Annotated in this window: 17 protein-coding genes; 5 read left to right on the plus strand and 12 right to left on the minus strand. The window is 60.8% G+C overall.

All coding sequences use genetic code 11. The features are described 5' to 3' along the window. Nucleotides 1-151: 151 nt before the first annotated feature. On the plus strand, nucleotides 152-1,396 hold the full coding sequence (gene codA / locus EIY72_RS20430; RefSeq protein WP_093217100.1) for a cytosine deaminase: 1,245 nt from the start codon (nucleotides 152-154) through the stop codon (nucleotides 1,394-1,396). A 61-nt stretch (nucleotides 1,397-1,457) separates the two neighbouring features. Here codA and EIY72_RS20435 read toward each other — a convergent pair whose 3' ends face one another. After that, the gene (locus EIY72_RS20435) at nucleotides 1,458-2,450 is read right to left on the minus strand and encodes a diaminopimelate epimerase (RefSeq protein WP_093217096.1); all 993 of its coding nucleotides are present in this window, start codon (nucleotides 2,448-2,450) and stop codon (nucleotides 1,458-1,460) included. 165 nt (nucleotides 2,451-2,615) lie between these two features. Between EIY72_RS20435 and EIY72_RS20440 the strand changes: the two genes are divergently transcribed. Continuing rightward, nucleotides 2,616-3,767: an MFS transporter gene (locus EIY72_RS20440; protein ID WP_093217093.1), complete on the plus strand. Its 1,152-nt coding sequence runs from the start codon at nucleotides 2,616-2,618 to the stop codon at nucleotides 3,765-3,767. Nucleotides 3,768-3,854: 87 nt separating this feature from the next. Here the strand turns inward: EIY72_RS20440 and EIY72_RS20445 are convergent, their stop codons facing one another. From EIY72_RS20445 to EIY72_RS20480, 8 genes are all read right to left on the minus strand, one after another. After that, the gene (locus EIY72_RS20445; protein ID WP_093217088.1) at nucleotides 3,855-6,281 is read right to left on the minus strand and encodes a TonB-dependent siderophore receptor; all 2,427 of its coding nucleotides are present in this window, start codon (nucleotides 6,279-6,281) and stop codon (nucleotides 3,855-3,857) included. Between the two features lie 98 nt (nucleotides 6,282-6,379). After that, entirely contained in the window at nucleotides 6,380-7,363 is a 984-nt protein-coding gene (locus EIY72_RS20450; RefSeq protein WP_093217083.1) for a FecR family protein, read from the minus strand. 40 nt (nucleotides 7,364-7,403) lie between these two features. Next, nucleotides 7,404-7,904 (minus strand): sigma-70 family RNA polymerase sigma factor, encoded by a 501-nt coding sequence (locus tag EIY72_RS20455; RefSeq protein WP_093217078.1) that lies wholly within the window; start codon nucleotides 7,902-7,904, stop codon nucleotides 7,404-7,406. A 96-nt stretch (nucleotides 7,905-8,000) separates the two neighbouring features. Beyond that, nucleotides 8,001-9,011 carry a Rieske 2Fe-2S domain-containing protein gene (locus EIY72_RS20460; RefSeq protein WP_093217074.1) on the minus strand — a complete coding sequence of 337 codons (1,011 nt, stop codon included), beginning with the start codon at nucleotides 9,009-9,011 and terminating at the stop codon, nucleotides 8,001-8,003. Further along, on the minus strand, nucleotides 9,008-10,201 hold the full coding sequence (locus EIY72_RS20465) for an oxidoreductase (RefSeq protein ID WP_231985531.1): 1,194 nt from the start codon (nucleotides 10,199-10,201) through the stop codon (nucleotides 9,008-9,010). Before EIY72_RS20465 ends, EIY72_RS20460 begins: the two co-directional genes overlap by 4 nt. Then, on the minus strand, nucleotides 10,198-12,024 hold the full coding sequence (locus EIY72_RS20470) for a carbamoyltransferase family protein (RefSeq protein WP_093217070.1): 1,827 nt from the start codon (nucleotides 12,022-12,024) through the stop codon (nucleotides 10,198-10,200). The genes EIY72_RS20465 and EIY72_RS20470 overlap by 4 nt, the downstream gene beginning before the upstream one ends. Before the next feature lie 15 nt (nucleotides 12,025-12,039). After that, nucleotides 12,040-13,746 (minus strand): FAD-dependent oxidoreductase, encoded by a 1,707-nt coding sequence (locus tag EIY72_RS20475; RefSeq protein WP_093217065.1) that lies wholly within the window; start codon nucleotides 13,744-13,746, stop codon nucleotides 12,040-12,042. 36 nt (nucleotides 13,747-13,782) lie between these two features. After that, nucleotides 13,783-15,051 carry a Rieske 2Fe-2S domain-containing protein gene (locus EIY72_RS20480; RefSeq protein WP_157720926.1) on the minus strand — a complete coding sequence of 423 codons (1,269 nt, stop codon included), beginning with the start codon at nucleotides 15,049-15,051 and terminating at the stop codon, nucleotides 13,783-13,785. A 73-nt stretch (nucleotides 15,052-15,124) separates the two neighbouring features. Between EIY72_RS20480 and EIY72_RS20485 the strand changes: the two genes are divergently transcribed. Next, entirely contained in the window at nucleotides 15,125-16,012 is an 888-nt protein-coding gene (locus EIY72_RS20485) for a LysR family transcriptional regulator (protein ID WP_093217055.1), read from the plus strand. Between the two features lie 214 nt (nucleotides 16,013-16,226). Further along, nucleotides 16,227-18,515, plus strand: a complete 2,289-nt coding sequence (gene tynA, locus EIY72_RS20490) for a primary-amine oxidase (RefSeq protein ID WP_093217050.1) — start codon at nucleotides 16,227-16,229, stop codon at nucleotides 18,513-18,515. A gap of 68 nt (nucleotides 18,516-18,583) precedes the next feature. Here tynA and feaR read toward each other — a convergent pair whose 3' ends face one another. The 3 genes from feaR to paaY all read right to left on the minus strand — a co-directional run bounded on the left by feaR (nucleotide 18,584) and on the right by paaY (nucleotide 21,297). Continuing rightward, nucleotides 18,584-19,498 (minus strand): transcriptional regulator FeaR, encoded by a 915-nt coding sequence (feaR, locus tag EIY72_RS20495; protein ID WP_093217046.1) that lies wholly within the window; start codon nucleotides 19,496-19,498, stop codon nucleotides 18,584-18,586. A gap of 102 nt (nucleotides 19,499-19,600) precedes the next feature. Next, entirely contained in the window at nucleotides 19,601-20,524 is a 924-nt protein-coding gene (gene paaX / locus EIY72_RS20500) for a phenylacetic acid degradation operon negative regulatory protein PaaX (protein WP_093217042.1), read from the minus strand. Between the two features lie 176 nt (nucleotides 20,525-20,700). Further along, nucleotides 20,701-21,297: a phenylacetic acid degradation protein PaaY gene (gene paaY, locus EIY72_RS20505; protein ID WP_093217036.1), complete on the minus strand. Its 597-nt coding sequence runs from the start codon at nucleotides 21,295-21,297 to the stop codon at nucleotides 20,701-20,703. 347 nt (nucleotides 21,298-21,644) lie between these two features. Between paaY and paaF the strand changes: the two genes are divergently transcribed. Continuing rightward, nucleotides 21,645-22,418: a 2,3-dehydroadipyl-CoA hydratase PaaF gene (gene paaF / locus EIY72_RS20510; protein ID WP_093217031.1), complete on the plus strand. Its 774-nt coding sequence runs from the start codon at nucleotides 21,645-21,647 to the stop codon at nucleotides 22,416-22,418. The last annotated feature ends 11 nt before the right edge of the window (nucleotides 22,419-22,429 follow it).

Raw genomic sequence — 22,429 nt, forward strand, 5'->3', positions numbered from 1 at the left:
CCAGCGGGAGCAATCCTCGTTCGGGGTGCACGTTGAATGAATAAACAGCCCATCGTGGCTGTTTTTCATGTGCGTGCTTTTTGCCCAGGCGTTGCCGCGCTAACGTATAGGCATCGAACTGCAAAACCTGCTCACCTAAAGGAAGCGCCCGATGCACATCATCAACGCCCGGTTACGCAATCAGGAAGGCCTGCATGAGCTGCACCTGGAAAACGGCCTGATCCGCAGCATCTCCCGGCAAATCGAAGCGCCGACCCTGGGGCCGGAGGATCTGGATGCCGGCGGCAACCTGGTGGTGCCGCCCTTCGTCGAGCCGCACATCCACCTCGACGCCACCCTGACCGCCGGCGAGCCGCGCTGGAACATGAGCGGCACGCTGTTCGAAGGCATCGAATGCTGGGGCGAGCGCAAGGCGACCATCACCCTGGAAGACACCAAAACCCGGGCCAAAAAAACCATCCGCAATCTTGCCACCCACGGCATCCAGCATGTGCGCACCCACGTTGACGTCACCGATCCGCAGCTGACCGCGCTCAAGGCCATGCTCGAAGTGCGCGAGCAAAGCCGTCACCTGGTGGACATGCAGATCGTCGCGTTTCCCCAGGAAGGTATCGAGTCCTACCGCAACGGTCGCGAACTGATGGAGGAAGCGATCCGCATGGGCGCGGACGTGGTGGGCGGCATTCCGCATTTCGAATACACCCGCGATCAGGGTGTCAGTTCGGTGAAGTACCTGATGGACCTGGCCGAGCGCACGGGTTGTCTGGTGGACGTGCATTGCGACGAAACCGATGACCCGCACTCACGCTTTCTCGAAGTGCTGGCCGAAGAGGCGCGCAGCCGCGGCATGGGCTCGCGGGTCACCGCCAGCCACACCACGGCCATGGGCTCCTACGACAACGCCTACTGCGCCAAACTGTTTCGCTTGCTCGGGCATTCCGGGATCAGTTTTGTCTCCTGCCCGACCGAGAGCATCCACCTGCAGGGGCGCTTCGACAGTTTCCCGAAGCGCCGGGGCGTAACCCGGGTCAACGAGTTGCTGGAAGCGGGCATGAACGTGTGTTTTGGCCAGGACTCGATCGTCGACCCTTGGTATCCCCTGGGCAACGGCAACATTCTGCGGGTACTCGAGGCCGGTTTGCATATCTGCCACATGCTCGGCTATCGCAATCTGCAAAGTGCGCTGGATCTGGTGACGGACAACAGTGCCAAGGCCATGGCCCTGGGCGAGCGCTACGGGCTGGAACCCGGACGGCCGGCGAACTTGCTGATCCTGTCGGCGGACAGCGATTACGAGGTGATCCGCAGCCAGGGCTTGCCGTTGTATTCAGTGCGCAATGGCAAGGTGCTGATGAAGCGGCAGATGCCGGTGGTGGAGTTCAGTCACCCGGGCTGAGTCAAGTGTCTGCCCCGCTCCCCCCGTGGGAGCGGGCTTGCCCGCGAAGGCAGTCTGGAACTCAATCAATCATCCGCGCCGTACCAAACAGGCTGACCCGGCTCAACTCGCCCTTTTCTTCCTCCAGCAAAATCGGCGCCGTGCCACCCGGCATCGTCACCTTGACCTCACCGGCAGCCACCCAACCCACCCGCCACGCCGCACAGGCCACCGCACTGGCGCTGGTCCCCGAAGACGCCGTCGGTCCTTCGCCACGTTCGAACACCCGCGCGGCGATGTGCTGGTCCGCCAGGTGCATCGCCCATTGCAGATTGATCCCGGCCGGACACGGTCGCCCTGCCCCGGTCGGCATGGCGTAGGCGATGCGCATCAAGCCTTCACCCAACGTCGGCTCACGCATTTGCTCATTGCTCGGCAAGTCCTCGGCGCGCTGTACCAGGGTGACGCAATGCGGGTTGCCGACCCGGGCGAACTGACTGTGGGACCAGGCCGCATTGAGGGCCGACAGGGGCTGCACGTGACTGAGCTCACGGCCATTGAAGATCGCCGTTTCCACCCCTTGGGCACTGACCGCTGCCGGACCGAACCCTGGTCGCCCCAGATTGAGCCAGAAACCCTGTACCCCCTCCACTTGTGCACTTTTCACCCAGGTCTGTCCCGGTGACGGTGTGTCGGTCTTGTCGTGATGCACCCTGAGTTCGCAGGCCTGATTTTCCGGCAACAACTGTTGATCACTGAGCGCCTGGGAAAAAATCGTCAGGCCGTTGCCGCTGCGTTCGGCCAACGTACCGTCGGTATTGACGATCAATAAATCGAAGGGCGGCGCAGACTGAAACGGGCCGACCAGCAGGCCATCGCTGCGATGTTCCTTGCTACCGGCCGGTTGCGTGCCGGGTGCCCAGGCACAGCACGCCTCGATGGCCGCCAGCGACCAGGCCTGGCGAGTCTTTGCAGCAAGCTCGGCCTGATCCGGCACGTCGATGCCCTGTCGCCGCAACGCCTCGGGCGCGACCACTATGTAGATATTGCCCCGTGCATCGTACCGTTGCGCCATGGCGCCCTCCGCGTGTCATGTGATTCATTCAACATATCGCGAAACAGCTATCGGCTGTGCAACGATGTCGCCCTGTTTGATTGCCGGGCCGGGCGAGCACTGATCGAACCTCAGCGCTCGTTCCCTGTCCCTTGGGAACGTGACGTTTTTCTGCCAAGGATTGATATGACCAGCCTCAATGCCCAGGACACTTTTGTGATCGGGCGCTTGCAACACATGTCCACGCGCGTGGCTTTTTTCATCGCCGGTTTCGGCATCGCCGCCTGGGCGCCGTTGGTGCCCTATGCCAAGGCGCGGGCGGGCCTGGACGAAGGCACGCTGGGTTTGCTGTTGCTGAGCCTGGGCGTGGGTTCGATTCTGGCGATGCCGCTGGCCGGGCTGCTGGCGACACGTTTCGGTTGCCGGCGGGTGGCGACCGGCGGGACTTTGCTGATCTGTGCCGCGCTGCCGCTGCTGGCGACGGTGTCGTCGATCCCGGCGTTGATCGCATCGCTGTTCATGTTTGGCGCAGGCCTGGGCACGGTGGATTCGACGGTCAATCTGCAAGCGGTGATCGTCGAGCGTGCCAGTGGGAAAAACATGATGTCGGGGTTCCACGGCCTGTTCAGCCTCGGCGGGATCGTCGGCGCGGCAGGTGTCAGCGGACTGCTCGGGCTGGGCCTTTCACCTCTGAGCGCGATGCTGGTGGTGATCGTGCTGCTGCTGATGGCCCTGGCCAAAGCCGTGCCGCACATGCTGCCTTATGGCAGCGAAAGCTCGGGACCGGCATTCGCCGTGCCCCATGGCATTGTGCTGTTCATTGGCGGGATGTGCTTCATCGTGTTCCTCGCCGAAGGCGCGGCACTGGACTGGAGCGCGGTGTTCCTCGCCCAGGAGCGTGGCATCGACAAAGCGTACGCGGGATTGGGTTATGCCGCGTTCGCCCTGACCATGACCGCCGGGCGCCTGACCGGTGACAGGATCGTACGCCGCCTGGGAGCGACGCGGGTCATCGTGTTCGGTGGGCTGACCGCCGCAAGCGGCCTGTTTCTGGCCACCTTCGCACCGAGCTGGGAAGCCGCGCTGGTAGGTTATGCGCTGCTGGGCGCCGGTTGTTCGAACATCGTGCCTGTGCTGTACACCGCCGTGGGCAAGCAGACGGTCATGCCGGAAAGCATCGCCGTGCCGGCCATCACCACCCTGGGCTACGCAGGCATTCTCGCCGGGCCGGCCGTCATCGGCTTCATCGCCCACGGCAGCAGTTTGAGCTTTGCCTTTGCCTTGATGGCGCTGTTGCTGGTGGCAGTGGCGGTTGGCGGGAAAGTCTTGAAGGTCTGAAAAACATCGCGAGCAAGCTCGCTCCCACAGGCATCACACGACACCTTGTGGGAGCGAGCTTGCTCGCGATGGGTCCGGCCCGGTCTGTCAGAACCCAACGCTGGCCTGCACAAAGAACGTACGCGGTGCGCCCACGTACATCCCCGAGTTGTTGTCGCTGGAACGGGTGAAGTACTGCTTGTCGAAGACGTTCTTCACACCCGCCCCGACTTTCAGGTTCGAAACCTGCGGCCCGAAGTCATAGCCGCTGCGCACGTTCCAGGTGACGTAACCCGGAATGTCGCCGTACTGGCCGTCGGCGGTGCCCTCGGTAATGTAGTTGTTGGTGAAGCTGCCGTCCGCGTTCACCGCGACACCCGGCGAACGCTGCTGGGACTGGGCGAAGGCATCGACATTGTAGGTCCAGCGGTTGATGTCGTAACGCAAGCCGACGGTCGCCACCTGGCGTGAGTAGAACGGCAGGTCACGGCCCTTGAAGTCCGGAATCTCCCCTTCATACACGGCGCGGGTGTAGGTGAAACCGGCGTTGGCGGTCAGGCCTTCCAGACGCGGGTCCAGCGCGGCCATGTCGTAGTGCACCGAGGTTTCGATGCCGCGGTGGGTGGTCGCGCCGAGGTTGGTCCAGCCGGCATCATTGCTGATGTACTGCAACTCCTTGTCGAAGTCGATGTAGAACAGCGTCACTTCGCCGCCCCAGACATCATCGTTGTAGCGTGTGCCGATCTCGTAAGTCTTGGCCTTTTCCGGCTCCAGGCCGTTGGCGGTGTTGTCACCCGAACCGCCCTGACCGAGCTGGAAATACTGCAGCGCACCGAACGAGGTCTCGTAGTTGGCGAACAGCTTCCAGGCATCGGACATGTGATACATCACGCTCAGGGCCGGCAGCGGTTCGTTGCTGTCGATGCTGCGGCGCTTTTCCTGCACTGGTTTGCCGGCCGTGTCGAGCACCGGGCGGTCATGCCATTCGGTCTGGATATGTTCGAAACGCACACCCGGGGTGATGGTCCAGTTGCCGACGTCGATCTTGTTGTCGATATAGGCCGCGTGAGCCTCGGTGCCACCGGTGCGGTCCTGGTACACATGGCCGTCCGACGACTTGGTCACCACCGGCTCGTTGGCAGCGTTCAGCGCCAGGCGACTGGCTTGCTCGTGCATGCCTTCCTTCAGGTAGCGATAACCGACACTGACCTCCTGGGTGGTCGGGCCGACGTCGAACACGTGGGACACCCGCGGTTCGATACCGAAGGTGTAGTAGGTGCGCGGAAACGAGCCGAGGGTCTTCTGGTCCCGCGCGGCGATATTGCTGCCCCGGAAGCTGTCGGAATAGTAGGTCAGCACTTCAGCCTGGGTGCGGTCGTCGATCTGCCGCGCCCACTTGAACGACACGTCCTTGCGGCGGCCGCTGAAGTTGTCGTTGTTGCGGTCGGACTGGAACGGATCGGCATCGTACTGCGCCTGGGTCAGGCCACCGGGCATATCGGCGCTGGCGTCGTAGTAGTGAAAGTTCAGGCTGAAATCGTCGACATCAGTCGGCGCCCAGTGGGTCTTGAGGATCACGTCGTCGATGTCGTTGCCGTTGTTGCGCTCACGGTAACCGTTGCCGTTTACCCCGGAGTACAGCAGCGCCACACCCATGCCGTTGTCGGCGGTGCCGCCCATGAACGCGGTGTCGATGTGTTTCCAGCCACCGTGCTGGGAGGTTTCCAGGGTGGTGCCGATTTCGGCGGAGGCTTTTTCCGGGATGGCGCGGGTCACGAAGTTGATCACACCGCCGACGTTCTGCGGTCCGTAGCGCACGGAGCCGGCACCACGGACGACGTCGATGCTGTCGAGGTTGCCGGACGAGATCGGCGCCATCGACAACTGCGGCTGGCCGTAGGGGGCAAAGGCCGCCGGCACGCCGTCGATCAGCACAGTCGAGCGTGGCGACAGGCGCGAGGTCAGGCCACGCACCCCGACGTTCAGGGAAATATCGCTGCCACCCGTGCCGTTGGCGTCCTGCACTTGCACGCCCGGTACGCGTTTGAGCACGTCACCGACGTTCATCGCGCCTTGCTCAACCATGGCCTCGCGGCGAATCACCGTGCGTGCGCCCGGGTGGTTCTGCACCACGGCGGCGTCGGCATCGCCGAGCCAGTCACCCACCACCTTGATGTCGGTGACGCCCAGCTCCAAAGGGCCATTTACCGCCTGGGTCGGTGCCGGCATCAGCGTCACCGAACCTTCTTCGATCTGGTATTGCAGGCCACTGCCCTGCAGCAACTGACGCAGCGCGTCTTCCGGCGACAGGTTGCCATCCACCGCCGGGGCTTGCTTGCCGGCGACCAGCTCAGGGTTGAAGAACACCTGCAGCGAGGTTTGCTGGCCCAGTTGACTCAGGGCCTGACCCAGAGGTTGCGCCGGGATGTGAATCGCTTCGGCCGCATAGGCCTGGGGCAGCGCAACGCTGACCGCCAGCGCAAGGGCCAGCGGCAACCATGGAAGATTGTTGTTTTTAGCGGTGGATTTTTTCACGTCGAACGTAGTCCTGTGGATCGCAAGAGTGTGCGTTTGTTAATGCAAACCAGTTGCAGTTGAACAGGAAGACGATGAACTCGAAAAAAACCTGAATTTTATTTTGAAATTATTTCCTGGCTGCCATCCGCCAGGGTGCGTATAGCCACCGGCAGGATGTTCGGCAAGGCCTTGAGCAGCGCATCGGTGTTGTCGGTCTTGAACACGCTGGTCAGGCGCAGGTTGCCAACCGCCGCGTTACCGACCTTCAGCGGTTGCTGGCGATAGCGCGAGACCTGCTCGGCCACATCGCTCAGGCTGGCGTTGTTGAACACCAGTTTGCCGCTGCGCCAGGCGGTCATTTCTGCCGGGTTGACCGCATACGCGGGCGCGACCTTGCCCTGGGCATCAACATGGGTGCCAAGGCCGGCGGTGAGATTGATGAATTCGTTGTCGGCGGCCGAGCGCCCCTGCACCTTGACGGTGCCCTGCTCGACCACGACCCGGGTGTCATTGACGCCCTGGCGTACATCGAAGCGGGTGCCGGTGACCGTGACCTTGCCATTGCCGGTCTCGACTACAAAGGGGCGACTGCTGTCGTGTTCGACGCTGAACATCGCCTCGCCCTCGGTCAGTGCGACATGCCGTCGATCCTTCTCGAAACGCACCTGGATCCGGCTGCGACTGTCCAGGTCCATGACTGAGCCATCGGGCAAGGCCACCTGCCGCCGCTCGCCGAGGGCCGTCGAGAACTCGGCGGTGTACGGCACCGGATGATTCAGGCCGCTGAACAAGCCCAGCCCCAACGCCACGGCCAGCACACTGGCGGCCACCGCGTAGCGCAGGAGCGGCCGACGCTTGACGGGCACCGGTGGCGTTTCACACAAGGCCCGCAAACGCGGGGCCGGCACCAGGTCGGCAGCGGTCCACAAGCCCTGGAGCAATTCGAATTCGTGGCGGTGTGGCGGATGTTCGTCCAGCCAGGCCTTGAACTGATGGCGCACCTCGACATCGACCGCAGGCTCCTGCAAACGCACAAACCAGCGTGCCGCATCATCGCGAACCGCCGTTTGCCCGCACGCACAATCACGAGTATCCATCATGGAAGTTCCTGTTTGGCTGGGGAGGAGAAATGGCCGCCGCTCATGATTGCAGGCCGTCGAGGCGATCACGCAGGTGCCGAAGCGTGCGGATCATATACTTTTCCACCATGTTCTTGGACAGACCAAGGCGTTCGGCGATTTCCTGCTGGGTCAGGCCCTCGATTTTCTGCCAGACGAAGACCTTGCGGCAGTTGAGCGGCAACTCGCTCAGCGCCCGTTCGATGGAATCGGCCAACTGGATCGCGTGCATGAAATGCTCCGGGTCGCCGGCTGGTGACACACTGAGATCGATCGCCTCTGACTCCATGGCGCCCCGCCGATCCTCACGCCGATAACCATCGACCGCGATGTTGCGCGCTGTCTGATGCAAATACGCCCGAGGTTGTTCCACCACCGCCGAATCGGACTCAAGCACGCGCACGAAGGTATCGTGGGCAAGGTCCTCGGCCTGCTGACGGTTTCTCAGGCGACGGGTCCAGGTGCCAACCAACTCTTCGTAATGCTCGAAAAAGCCGTGTCTGCGGGGCAACTTGAGGGTCATTGCGGTGTGCTGTGGAGACGGGGTGTGAATAGTAATGCTTCTTATTAAAATGAAGCAATGCCTTGCCGTCCCACAGCCAGAGGGATGAACGCTACATTATTCGTAAAACTGACTGAACCAGCGGCGGAACTCCATTATCTTTCCGTCGCCATCGCACAACAGCGGTCTGTGATGGTAGATCTTGTTGTTCCAGATCGGCAGATCCGCCACGACACCGACGTACTGACCGCGCTCGCCGATCTGCTCCTGGATGAGATCGTCGACCAGTGCCTGCCTGATCGGGTCATCGCCATAGTCCGGATGCAGGAAGGAAAACTGCAGGTGTGTCAGTTCTGCTTCTACGGGCGTGATGGTAATCAGCATGACCAGCGAGACATGACGCGACAATCTGACGACCTGAATACCCGGCCCGGACTGTTCAAAATCGACCGAGAACTCGCATTCGATGGGCTGCCCCTGCGAATCCTCAATCGACATTGGCCCACTGAGCGCGGTCGTTCGAAGATGCCCGGTGTAGCAGGAGCCCACATCCAGAGGCGCCTCCTGCCCATGCACGTACTTCAAGTGCGCAGCATCCACACTGTTCTCGGCTATTTCCTGCGCGATGGTCCTGATCTCGAATGCCGGGTCGTGGCGTGTAAGCCAGCCCGGGGCCCGCGCTTCGGGAACATTAGGCACTTCCCACATCGGCGCGGTACCGTCTCGATGAAACCACGCCCAGATCATCCGGTTGGCTTCAATGACCGGCAGGCCCTTCAAGACAGGCTCATGGGTCAGTTTTGGCGACAGGGAGCGGGCATAAGGAATCTGTCGGCAAAATCCCTGATGGTCAAAACCCCAGTTATGAAAAGGACAGCGCAACAGTTCTCCATCGACCTTGCCTCCCACACCAAGATGGGCACCAAGGTGAGGACAGTGTGGCTCGAACATGCCGACCTTTTGATTGGCGTCTCGAAACAGCACCCACTCCTGACCAAAGAATCGAACCGTCTGGACCTCGCCCACTTGCAGTTCGTCTGACAGCATGAGGCGATACCAGCCGTAGGGGACTGGAAAGCTGTAACGTTGTTCGGGTGCAGACTCCCGAGCGATCAACAGACTTGTCATGACTGCACAGTCTCCTCGGTAAACACGTCAGCTCGAAAGTCCGGCAATACCGCGCCCGAGCGAAGTTTGCCAACCCAATCAGGATCGGCCAGCAGTGCCCGCCCCACGCCAATGAGATCGAACTCACCACGCTCGATCGCACGCGCAGCGACCTGCGCGTTATGGGTCGCCAGCACGTCGCCCACCAACGACTCCTTGAGCTCTCGATCAAGACCAACGCCACCAACGGCCATGACGGGAAGCCCGGTCAAGTGCCTGGCCCAGCCTGCCAGCGTTCGATCGCTCTCACCGAATGCCGGCAGATGAAACAGTCGAGTGCTGGCATCAAAAACATCGACTCCAGCGTCGGCCAGAGGCAGAAGCAGGGCTTCAAGCTCGGCGGGCGTTTCGACCAGGCGGGCATCGAAATCCTGCAACTTCCATTGTGAAAACCGAAAGACAACGGGAAGCCCGGCGCCTGCCCGCTTGACCTCCTTGATCACTTCGCAGGCAAACCGGGTCCGCGCGCGCAATGATCCACCCCAGGCATCCTTTCGGGCATTAGTGACCTTCCAGAAGAAGCTATCGATGAGATACCCATGCGCCCCATGGATGGCGAGACCATCAAATCCTGCCGCTCGAGCATTCGCTGCCGTGCGGCCGTAGGCGGCAATAACGTCGGCAATGGCTGATTCGGTCATGGCCGGTGTTTCGCTGCGCACTGCCGCCAGGTAATGCCCATTTGCACTGTTGTTGCCGGACAAAGGCCCCCAACACCCGGAGGGGCGGCATGAAATCGCCTCGGGATAAGGTCCCGTACCCGGCATCCGCAGTGGTCCCTGATGCCAGAGCTGAGCAAAAAAACGACCGCCTGCGCCGTGCACCTGATCAACGATGTCTTTCCAGCGGGCAAGCGGCCTGTCCCCATGCAGGACCGGCAGGTTGGTCTCGCCTAGTGTACCGGTACCCAGTGAAGCGGCATGATCGACACCGATGCCTTCACTGATGATCAGACCAACGCCGTTCTGTGCCCGACTACGATAGTAGTTCGCGACACCCTCCCCCGGCACCCCATCGACGGCACTGCAACGGGTCATGGGAGCCATGACGATACGATTGGCAAGCATCAGCGAGCCGAGCTTGAACGGTGTAAAAAGCGGCATCAGTCGTGCGTCATATACGAACGAACGTGATTCGAGCGCGGCAGTCATAGCGCCTCCTGAGACTGGCGCACCCGCACACCCCGAGCGCTGGCCAATGACGCGTTGTCTTTGCGGGGCGCCAAATCCTTCGCAAGCAAGTAAGGCCCGATCACCATGCAGTCCAATTGTGATCCCAGATACACCTGTAGCGCGTCTTCTGCACTGTGGACAATGGGCTTGCCCATCACATTGAGGCTGGTATTCATCAGCATCGGCACCCCTGTCAGTGCTTCAAATGCCTTGATCAACTGGTAGTAGGACCGATTGCGCTCGGCAGTCACACTTTGCACGCGACCTGTCTGGTCTGCATGACAAACAGCAGGTACCAAAGGCGCGACAGTGTCTTTGAAACGAAGCGTACGCTCCATGTAAGGGCTGTCCTGGTATTGCTCGAACCAGGCCTCGCCGGCCTCGTGCAGCACCGAGGGAGCAAAAGGACGAAAGGCTTCCCTGAACTTGACCACGCGGTTCACCTTGTCTTTCATCGCCACAGCCCGAGGATCGGCGAGAATGCTGCGATTGCCCAGCGCCCGCGGTCCAAACTCGGCACGGCCCTGAACCCAGCCCACAACCTGTCCGTCAGCAATCCTTGCAGCGACCTCGTCTGCCATTAACTGCTCGTCGTCAATTCGCCGATAAGGTACGAATGGCGAATTTTCCAGCACAGTTTCCAACGACTCGAACTTGATTGGCGATCCCAGGTAAGGGGATTGCCACGCAGGTCCCGCGCCCGCCAGGTGATAGTCGCGCGCAGCCAGAATCGCGGCACCCGCAGCATTTCCATCATCGGCTGGCGCCGAGGGAATATGAACTTGCCGAAAACCGGTCGCCTCGACAATTCGTCCGTTGAACGATGAGTTCAACCCGCAACCACCCGCCACGATCAGGTTTTGCTCGCCGGTACGATGGCCCAGCTCCGTCATCAAGGTCGTGGCCGTTTCGGCAAAGAAACGCTGAAAGGTGTACGCGTAATTCGCTGCCTTCTGGAAGTCTGCCTTGTGACTGACAGGCGCAGAAACGATGTCGAGGAAGACACCGACCGTGTGCTCCGTACAGTTCACTGACAAACCGTCAATGGAATAGAACATCTTGAGCTTCTGATACAACGCGGCATCAAGCTTGCCGTAAGGCGCGAGCCCCATGATTTTCCATTCCTCACCCGAAACGGGTTCGAAACCACACGCCAGGCAAACCATGATGCCGTAATACAATCCGAGACTGCTGTAGCACTCCACCAGCGTACCGGCGTAAGGCTCGACTTCTACCGGATGTAGTTCACCGTCGTGATAGTGCCAGTAAGCCGTTCCGCGCCCCTCACCCTGTCCATCCATGACAATAACTGCCGCAGAATCGAAGGGAGCCCCCCAGGTACCGAATGCCGCGTGGCAGAGATGATGGTCGTAATGCCGGGTTTCCATTACCTGCTTATCCAGCGCCTGCGCGGCCCTTTGTACGCCGTGACCGGCAAGGGCGATGCTCGGTCCCATGAAGGCGTCCCAATTGTGCTGATGAAATTGCGCCAGGCGTTCGAGCACATCACGGTGTTGAGGTTGCTGCCTGATGCTCTCGCGTAAGCGGACGTTTTCTCCATGCCAGATCTGAGTGGCTTGCTCGCTCCAGCTTTTGGCCACCACGAGCTGCTTCGCATCGGCATGGCGGGCCAGTACCTCGCGGCAGTACAGGTAGTCATCCGGAGCCTGGCCAACCGCAAACTTATTTTGCCGATACCGTTCAGTCGCTTCGGCAAACCTCAACTGCCCACCCTGCATGATGGCCACGGCACCGTCGTGCCCCGTGCACGAAAGCCCCACGAATGCGATGTCATTGTTCATTGAAGATCACTCCGGTCATTCAGTGGGCGTGACGCCCGAGATGTGTTTGGCCGCCTGATAGGCAAAGGTCATCGAAGGTCCCAGCGTCGAGCCCGGCCCCGGGTACGCCGGCAGGATCGCCGCCGCACAATTGCCTGTTGCGTACAGTCCCTGGATCGGCTGGCCCTGGGTGTTACGCACCTGTGCGTTGACATCGATATCGAGGCCGCCATTGGTGCCAAACTCGCCCAGGTAGATCCGCACGGCGTAGAAAGGCCCACGACGGATAGGCGCCAGACAGGGATTGGGCTTGACCGAAGGATCGGCATAGTAACGGTCGTACTCGCTGTCACCTCGCCCGAACTCTTCATCCTTGCCCGTTGTGGCAAAACGATTGAAGCGCTCCACGGTCGCCTTGATTCCCGCAGCGTCAATCCCGACCGCGAGTGCCAGGGCCTCAAGGCTGTCCGCCCGGGTCAAAAAGCTCTCATCGAAATACGCCTTGGGAATGCGCCGGTCCGGCATCAGCTTCGAGGAAAGAATGGGGCTGACGATGTACTTCTCCCGGAAGTCCGCGTCAAAAATGATCCACAGGTGACTGGTGTCTGTGCCTTCCTCGTGCAAGCGATGGCACTCACGAACGTACATCTGATAGTTCATCGACTCATTGGCGACTCGCTTGCCACCTTTGTTCACGACAATGCTGCCGGGGTAGGACTTCTCCATGATCGACGGATACGGATAAGGAATGCCGGGCACACGAAAGGTCGGGACCCACCAGGCACCGTGCATACGCGCCAGTTGTGCGCCGTGCCGATTGGCGATCTCGATAGGTGCGCCGAGGTTGCCCTTGTGAGTGGTTGTCCAACTCGTGTGCGTAGGGGCCGGCAAATGGGTTTCGCGCATTCGCTGGTTGTGTTCGAAACCGCCGGACGCCAACACCACCCCTCGCCGACACTCGATATTGCGCTGGCGTCCACCCGTCCTCACGATCACGCCAGTAACCTTGCCGCGCTCAAGCACGAGATCAATCATTTCGGTCTTCAGGTCGAGCCGCAGATTGCGCTCCTCCATCGACCACAATAGACGCGCCACCCCTGCACTTCCGCAGGTCGCGCGGCGCGCCCGGCGGGTGCGCAACCGTTGCGGCACATCGAGGAAATACTGCATCAGCAACTTTGCCGCCAACAAACGCCATCCCGGAGCCTGCACGTTAAAGACATGCGCTTCGGTTTGGGTCATGGGCACCCGCCCCAGAATCTTCAGGATGGGATGATGGTCGCGAAGGTACTGCCCTCGCCGCTTGAGTTTGGTGATGTTCATCGGCTCCGGCTCAATGGAGCGGTGCCCTGTACGCGAGCCCGGCAAGGTCGAGAAATAATCCGGATAGTGCGCAAGCGAGCGATAACGCATGCGGGTACGCGCATGCATGAAGCGCAGCATCGCTGGCGCGTTCTTCAGGTAGGTCTCGATCATCTCGCGCGGTACCGTGCCGTCGGGGTCGGTGGCCAGTACATAAGCCAGGGCATCGTCGTAACTGTCGCTGATGCCCTCGGCTTGTGCGTAAGGGTTACCGGGAATCCATACCCCACCTCCGCTAAGAGCACTGGTACCGCCGGCCTGGTCCGAAGACTCGACAACCAGTACATCCTTGACGCCCATTTCGTACAGGCAGAGTGCGGCGACCAACCCACCATTGCCGGAACCTACAACCACCGCATCACAGCTTTCTGTCCAGTTCATGGTTGTTCCTGATTCGGGGTGTTGTCGGTCGATACATCAAGGGCGAGTGAAGTCGAGGTCGTAGCCATCAACCATCTCCTGAAATTGCGGGGTAAAAAACGTGGACTTCCACCACCCTGTGTACTGATCGATCAGTCTGTCCTTGCCACGCAGGGACGGATGGGCCAAACGGATCTTGTCGGCGGTGTAAAACGGCGGGTCCTCCTGCCCGACATAAAGATGATTCGCCAGCATGTGTGCCTGCAGGCCGAGCGCATTGAGGATGGTCTGGACCGGGCGCGAGTTGAACGTCTTGATGGTGCGGGCGCCATGACACATGAACAGTTCATAGGTGTATGGATCGATCGGCGTGACGTAGAGCCAGGACAACAGGTCGATGCCAAACTGTGGCTCCCACCAGCGGCTCTTGGCCAAACCCGGGCCGATACCGGCAGCACTCACATGGGTCAGTACCTCCGGCAGCGTCTTGCCATTGTTCGAAGGCCTGGCGAATGTACGTCGCAACCGCCGCCAGCGGCCGGCTCTCGGGTATTGAGGGTCGACCTTGTTCAGATTGCGCAGCGGAATCTCGAAATTGAAAAAACAGGACTGACCATCGTCGGCCACACGAAATGCGTGATCGCTCGCCGGCTCCGGCGTGCCATGTACGGTCTGGAAATGCATGTAGTCGGAGTTGGCCATGAGTGGCACAAGCATGTCGCCCTGGAATATGCCAACCGACTGCACGTCATACAGAAACGCATCTTCATCAACTTCGGGAAAGGACAGGTCAGGCACTGGAAGTGTTGCGGTACTGCCATCACGCTGGCGCAGCGCAAGCACAAAACCGTGATACTCGATCGTTGGATAGATCTTCAGGTCCATTCGACCTGGCGCACCGCCCGGACAGCGTGAGGCTTGCCGCTGGGGGTCGAATTTCAGGTGGTGGTAGGGGCAAGTGATGACGCCGTTTTCCAGGCAGCCACCGTTTCGATAGCTGTCGAAATGCGCGCCAAGGTGCGGACAGTGAGCCTGCGTGACCGTAACCTGACGCGTTTCGGGGTGACGGAATATCACCACCTCTTCGCCAAAAAACTTCTTCGAGATCAGCCGGTCGGTTTTTACCTTGCTGGTGAACTCGATGACGAACCACCCCTCCGGATAAGGATCGACATCCGGATTATCCCGCAGTAGCTCGGACAATCGCTTGCGTCCTCTGCGTTTTACGCCTTGCGAAACGTCATTGAATTTAATAGCCACGCTATCCATTGCCACACCTTTGAGCTGATCGGTTGGAGTGCTGCTCGCCGAAACGTGCACGAGCATGGGTACTGCCGCCTGATTGGCTGGGTGTGTAATATAGAAATCAGGTATGGACGCCCGTAATGAGTGATTTCGCATGACCCTGTGCAAAAACGCCCGGAGCCCCTTCAGGTGGGACGATCTGCGGTTCTTTCTCGCTGTTGCGCAAGCTGGTTCTCTACTGGGGGCCAGTAAAATCCTGCAGGTTGACCGGACAACCGTTGCTCGTCGTATTGATGCGCTGGAGCGCTCGATAGGAAAACGGCTGTTCTCCACCGACGACAATGTGATCCGCACAACTGAAGCGGGCAGCGCTGTCCTCAAGGCATCGGAACGGGTCAACGAACAGATCACCGAGCTTGAGCAGCTCCTGTACGGAACTCCCGAGGGTGTCGAGGGGACCGTGAAAATTGCAGTCGCGCAGGGGCTGGGCGATGCCTTTATCCAGGACATACTGGCTCTGCATGAAACCCATCCACGGGTCAGCATCGACATCGTCAGCGTTGCCAACCCGATGGAGCTCGTCGCCGAACGAAAGGCCGACCTGGGCATCGGCGATGCTTATGAACGCCCTGAGCGGCTGGAAAGTGCACTGCTTGGCAACCTCGAAATTGCCATGTACGGCTCGACCGCACGCAATGGGCAACCTCCCGGCACCTGGATCGGATGGAGCGAATACGCGCCCAAGCCTTTTATTGACTGGGTCAATGGCCACGTCGGCGAGGGTGAATCGATCAGTACCAAAGTCAACAGCTGGGAAGCCCTGCAAAGCGCGGTGCTGGCCGGAGGAGCCGCAGCACCCCTCTGGTGCATGCTGGCCGATGCCAATCCTCGCCTGGAAAGACTCGCGGCCATCGAGGCGCATTACATTGCGCTCTGGCTGGTATCGCCTGAGGGCTTGAAGCGCCAACCCGCCCATGAGGCAACCTGGCGCTTTCTGCGCAACCGCATAGCCGAACACGTAGCAGCGGCTGACAGGGGCTAGTCAAGCAGCCCCAATGACCGCATCGTCCGGACACCCCACGACAGTGTCTGGACGGTCTTCAGGCACTTTGTTCACTTGCCAGCCGGCCTTTCGTCAGCAAAGCTGAAGTCCGGCACGAAACCCAAGGAAACTGGCAGGCATTCCAATGCAGCCATTGCCTGGCTGTAACAAAGTGCTGAAGTGATTGTCACCGGCTATTCCCCAGGAATTCATCATGTTCAGCTCCACCGCATCGCGTCACCGTAAACCGCTTGCCCGGCTCGCCCTGGCGATCTCCCTGAGTGCCCTCGGCCTGCCCTTCCTGGCGAGCCAGGCCCAGGCCCACGGCGGTCACGCCGAAATGGTGCCGTTGCAGGCCGGCCTTGAAGAGTTTGGCGCCAGCGTCAAATGGGACGACTACGCCAACGTCTTCACCATCGCCAAGGACGGGGTCTACCTCAAGGTCAAGCCCAACAGCAAAGTGGCGATGCTCAACGGTAAACGCATCGAGCTGACAGTGCCGGTGGTGTTCAAGGACCACACGGCGTTCATGTCCACCGACTTCATCAACCAGGTGTTCCAGTCCGGCCTGGACAAGACCTTTGTCGTCGAAACCCGCCCCAACCCGCTCAACCCGTTGAGCGCGGCGGAAATCACCACGGCGGTGGACATCGTCAAGAAATCGGACAACTACAAGCCCGGCTTCCGCTTCACCGAAGTTTCGGTCAAGGAGCCGCCGAAGGATCAGGTGTGGAACTTCGCCCTCACCGGGCAGAACGTCGCACAACCCCGTGAAGCCTCCATCGTGGTGCTGGACGGCAAGCACGTGATCGAAGCGCTGGTGGACCTGGACAGCAAGCAACTGAAATCCTGGAAGCCCATCGAAGGCGCCCACGGCATGGTGCTGCTGGATGACTTCGCCACTGTGCAATCGGCGGTCGAAACCAGCCCTGAATACGCCGAGGCCCTGGCCAAGCGCGGCATCAATGACGTGAAGAAAGTCGTGGCGACGCCGCTGACCGTCGGTTATTTCGACGGCAAGGACGGCCTGGCCCAGGACAAGCGCCTGCTGAAAATCGTCAGCTACCTCAACACCGACGACGGCAACTACTGGGCACACCCGATCGAAGGCCTGGTGGCGATTGTCGACCTGGAACAGAAGAAGCTGATCAAGATCGAAGACGACGGCGTCGTCCCGGTGCCGATGAAGCCGACGCCCTATGACGGCCGTGGCCGCAAAGGGGTGGAGGTCAAGCCGCTGGAGATCACCGAGCCCGAAGGCAAGAACTACACCATCAGCGGCAACAGCATTCACTGGCAGAACTGGGACTTCCACGTGCGCCTCGACTCGCGGGTCGGGCCGATCCTGTCCACCGTCACCTATGACGACAAGGGCAAGAAACGCAAGATCATGTACGAAGGCTCCCTGGGCGGCATGATCGTGCCTTACGGCGACCCGGATATCGGCTGGTACTTCAAGGCCTACCTCGATTCCGGCGACTACGGTATGGGCACCCTGACGTCACCGATTGCCCGTGGCAAAGACGCCCCGCAGAACGCCGTGCTGCTGGACGCCACCATCGCCGACTACACCGGCGCACCGACCGCGATCCCGCGCGCCATGGCAGTGTTCGAACGCTACGCAGGTCCTGAATACAAACACCAGGAAATGGGCCAGCCCAACCTCAGCACCGAGCGTCGTGAACTGGTGGTGCGCTGGATCAGCACCGTGGGCAACTACGACTACATCTTCGACTGGGTCTTCCAGCAGAACGGCACCATCGGCATCGACGCCGGCGCCACCGGCATCGAAGCGGTCAAGGGCGTGAAGTCCAGCACCATGCACGATGGCACCGCCAAGGAAGACACCCGCTACGGTACCTTGCTCGATCACAACATCGTCGGCACCACCCACCAGCACATCTACAACTTCCGCCTGGACATGGATGTGGATGGCGAGAACAACTCGCTGGTGGAAGTGAACCCGGTGGTTGCGCCGAACGACCGTGGCGGCCCGCGTACCAGCACCATGCAGACCGAAAACAAGGTGGTCGGCACCGAGCAGCAAGCGGCGCAGAAATTCGACCCGTCGACCGTTCGCCTGCTGACCAACTTCAGCAAGGAAAACAAGGTCGGCAACCCGGTGTCCTACCAGTTGATTCCTTATGCCGGCGGCACACACCCGGTGGCCAAGGGTGCCAACTTCGGCAACGACGAGTGGCTCTATCACCGCCTGAGTTTCATGGACAAGCAACTCTGGGTGACCCGCTACAACCCGGATGAGAAGTACCCGGAAGGCAAGTACCCGAACCGTTCGGACAAGGACTCCGGCCTGGGCCAGTTCACCGCTGACAACCAGTCCATCGAGAACAGCGACGACGTGGTCTGGCTGACCACCGGCACCACCCACATCGCTCGCGCGGAAGAGTGGCCGATCATGCCGACCGAGTGGGTGCATGTGCTGTTGAAGCCGTGGAACTTCTTCGATGAGACGCCGACGTTGAACCTCAATTCACCCAAATAAGGCACACAAAAAAACCTGTGGGAGCGAGCTTGCTCGCTCCCACAGGGTTATTTTGTGCCTATAGAAGCTCAAGCATGCTGCTTGCGATACTCCCCCGGCGCAATGCCGAAGCGTGACTTGAACGCGGTGGAGAAGTAGCTGGAATCAGAGAAGCCCCATGAATAGCCCAGCACCGACAGCTTCTGCTCCTTGCCCGAGCCGCGCAAGGACTCGGCGCACAAGTCGAGGCGGCGATTCTTGATGTAGCGGGCAACCACCAGGCCTTTCTTGGCAAACATCCGGTACAGCCCACGGGTGGACATGCCGACTTCCCGCGCCAGCCATTCCGGGCACAGGTCTTCGGAACGAATGTTCTGGTCGATGCAATTGATCGTCTTGCGGAAGATCCGCTCGTGGGCGTCTTCGCCATCGTCCGCCTGGCTGATCGCCGGGCGCAACAGACTGACCAGCGCCTCCAGGGTCGCCTCGCTTTCCTGGCGGGTCAGGTGTTGTTGCTGCGTGGCATCGAGGATCAAGCGGTGCGACAGCATCGCGATGGGCGACGACGCGGCGATCCGGTGACCGCAACGGACCTGATTGAAACGCAGGGTTTGCTCGACCAATTGATGGGGCAGGATCAGCGACAACTGGCGGGAGTTTTCGCTGTAGGTGAAATCGCTGGGCCGCGCGGCATCGATCAGCGTGATGTCGCCGGCTGAGAGCAACACCTTGTCGTCACCCTGGGCCATGCCCGCCGTGCCATCGAGCTGGAACACCGCGAAGTACTTGCCGCCCTCGCCCGCCGCCACGTCGCGGGGCGTGCGGAACAGCCGCGCCTGACAGGCATCGACGAAGCTCAGTTTGAGCGCTTCGCTCTGGTGTTCTCGAATGCGCCCGGCAAACTGACTGCCCAGGGGTTGCGCGTTGAAAGCACCGCAGATCTGGTTGATCTGGTCAATCCAGTGATCGAACCCATCATGGCGCTGTGCAATAGTAGAAATCATGGCTGGCCTCACGCAGGCTTGTTTTTATTGTCTACGTCAATCCACACGACATCGCGATGCTTCGAGTCTCCTGAACCGCACCACTCCTTGAACAATGACGTGCTACTTCAGTCCGCCGAAACGTCGATAGAAGCTTTCACCGACATCGGGCAACGGACCATCGGCCGTTTCCAGTGCAGCGTTCAGCCATTCTTCGGCCTTGGCGTAAATCAAACGGTAAATGTTGCGGCACAGCTGACGGGCGGCGCGGCCTTCCCAATCGCCGGGCAGCAGCTCGTCCGGCAATTGCGGGTCACGCAGCAGCAGCTTGCGGTACTCGTGAATCAACAGCACCCGGGCCAGGAAACAGTCGGCCGGCTGCAGGTTTTCCTGCTCGCGCAGGGCTTGCCACAGCGGTCGGAACAGCTGAATGAACTCACTGTAGTGGGCCGCCAGTTCTTCGATGTTCCAGCTCTCGCGCACTTGCAGGCGCAGGGCCTTGGACGCGAGCACGTCCTGGGCGGTGGTTTCGAAGACGATAGTGTCTTCCTGGACGCCGAGATCGATCAGGGTCGCGTTGACGTCCGAGCGATCACTGCGCGGACAGGCCAGCACTACCGGCGAGATCGCGCCGAAGCCCTGCCACTCAAGCTCTTCGCGGACTTGCTTGCGCTTGTCCTGGGTCAGTTGCGACAGCATCACCAGACACCAGGAACCGTCCCACGCCGGCATGGTGGTGCTGTACACCCGCTTGAACGCCTTGTCAAAACGCCGGCGACCGGTGCCGGTCAGGCTGTAGTAGCTGCGTCGACCGACTTTCTCGGCGGTCAGCCAGCCCTCTTTGGTCAGACGGAAAATCGAGGTGCGGATCAGGCGTTCGTTGATGCCGATGGGTTCGAGCAACTGAATCAGGCTGCCCAGCCACACGGTACCGCCATGGGGTTCGATGGCATCGCCGTACAAGGTGATGATCAGCGAGCTGGCGCGGATAGGCGTCTGCTCCTGGAAGCGGGTAATCAGGTGGTTCAAGGGTGTCAGGGACGACATGGGCGTACCGAGCAAAAAAAGAAAAGGAATATACCGAAAGCCGGCTGATTAAACCCGATCCCCTGTAGGAGCGAGCATGCTCGCGATGGAGGTCAACGATGACGCGGGCTGTCTCAATGCCCGTGTTGTCCTTGCGTCCATCGCGAGCATGCTCGCTCCTACAATGGGATCAGACTTCATGAGCCACTGCCCTTGGGCCGCAACCCACGATCACTCATACGCGGCCGATCCGCCTCCGGCTCGGCCAGCGGCTCGCACGCCTGCATCTGCGTCAGGCAACGCTTGGCCAGTTCCTGGTATTCACGGGTGCCCGCCTGTTTCCACGCCACTTCCTGATCACTCAAGGTGCGCTTGATGCTGGCCGGCGCGCCCATGACCAGCGACTGCTCCGGGCATTCGAAACCGGCCTTGACGAAAGCCGCCGCCGAGACGAAGGAGCGTGCGCCGATCCGGGCGTTGTCCATCACCACCGCATTCATGCCCACCAGCGCATCGGCGCCGATCCGGCAACCGTGCAACACCGCGCCATGGCCGATATGGCCGTTGCGCTCGACCACCGTGTCGCTGTCGGGGAAGCCGTGCATCACACAGGTGTCCTGCAGATTGGCGCCCTCTTCCAGCACGATCCGGCCGAAATCCCCGCGCAGGCTGGCCAACGGCCCTACGTAACAATGAGGACCGACGATCACGTCACCGATCAATACGGCGGAAGGATGCACGTAGGCGCTGGGATCAACCACCGGGGTCAGGCCGTCCAGGCTGTAGCAGGTCATGACAGGTACCTTCACAAAGCGATGCGGATAATGGCTCATTTTGTATCACATCGTTTTTGCCAGCACAAAGACTAAAATCCGTATCACTTGATCAGGCACAATCCGACGAACGTCTTTACCGCCCTGATTCAGGCATTAAACCCAGTAAAACCGGGCCATCGAGCAGAACAGGACATCCTCAGGCAGCATCCACAGGGTTTCTGTAGAAAACCAATAAGACACATTAAAACCATTTCATTGTTGATTTTTCGTATCGCGTTGTAGGTATACTCTGGAAAAACCGGCCCCCGCGCCGATCCAACAACGAGCCGGCACTCAGCCGAGCCTGCACCGTGAGGGCATCCGCCATGCCTCTAACCCTTGCCGTCGAGATGATCGAGCCCGGCGTTCGCCTGATTACCCTGCAGCGCCCGCAAGCCCTGAATGCCCTGACCACCGAACTGCTGGGTGAACTGGCCGCGGAACTGGAGAGTGCCCAGGCCGACGCCGACACCCGTGCCGTGGTCCTGACCGGCAGCCGCAAAGCCTTTGCCGCCGGCGCCGACATCAAGGAAATGGCCGAGCGCAATCTGGTCGGCATCCTCGACGACCCACGCCAGGCCTCATGGCAAGCCATCACCCGCTTCAGCAAACCGCTGATCGCCGCCGTCAACGGCTTCGCCCTCGGCGGTGGCTGCGAACTGGCGATGCACGCCGACATCATCATTGCCGGCGAAGACGCGCGCTTCGGCCAGCCGGAAATCAACCTCGGGATCATGCCCGGCGCCGGTGGCACCCAACGCCTGCTGCGCGCCGTGGGTAAATCCATGGCCATGCAGATGGTCCTGACCGGCGAGCCGATCGACGCCCGCCAGGCGCAACGCGCGGGCCTGGTCAGCGAAGTGACCCAACCGGAGTTCACCGTCGAACGCGCCCTGCACATCGCCCGCAGCATTGCCGCCAAGGCACCGCTGGCCGTGCGCCTGGCCAAGGAATCGCTGCTCAAGGCCATGGACACCGACCTGGCCAGCGGCCTGCGCTTCGAACGCCACGCTTTCACCGTGCTCGCCGGTACCCGCGACCGTGACGAAGGCATCGCGGCGTTCCAGGAAAAGCGCAAGCCGGCCTTTACCGGCCAGTAATCAACGAATTC

The sequence above is a fragment of the Pseudomonas vancouverensis genome (genome assembly GCF_004348895.1).
Classification (GTDB): Bacteria; Pseudomonadota; Gammaproteobacteria; order Pseudomonadales; family Pseudomonadaceae; genus Aquipseudomonas; species Aquipseudomonas vancouverensis.